The 265-nt window shown below is 57.7% G+C and carries 1 protein-coding gene; it reads right to left on the bottom strand.

Going from position 1 to position 265, the window contains the following annotated elements:
- On the bottom strand, window positions 1-265 hold a 265-nt coding region (locus R0J88_RS20885), incomplete at both ends, for a hypothetical protein (RefSeq protein WP_410901008.1).

Genomic DNA, 265 nt, shown 5'->3' with positions numbered 1-265 from the left:
CTGCACCCTTCTCGCTGATGTTGGCAACAGAGTTGAACGGAGCCACCAGCAGGGAATGTCCTGTCGCCGGATCAGTCAGCACCTCGAACTTGTCGGTGGAGGTGTTGATGTCAGGCGGGCCGACACGGAGATTGAAACGTGCCTCGTCAGCCACGAGGCCAGGCATACGGTCAGAATCCAGAATGGACATGCCCGAGGCGAAGAACTCGGCTGGATAGCGAACCTTGAGCAGCATTGGCCAGTAGGAAAGCATGGTATAGGCGAC

It is taken from the genome of Pseudoalteromonas sp. SIMBA_162, assembly GCF_046535955.1.
Lineage (GTDB): Bacteria > Pseudomonadota > Gammaproteobacteria > Enterobacterales > Alteromonadaceae > Pseudoalteromonas > Pseudoalteromonas marina.
This window is presented reverse-complemented; position numbering and strand designations above follow the sequence as displayed.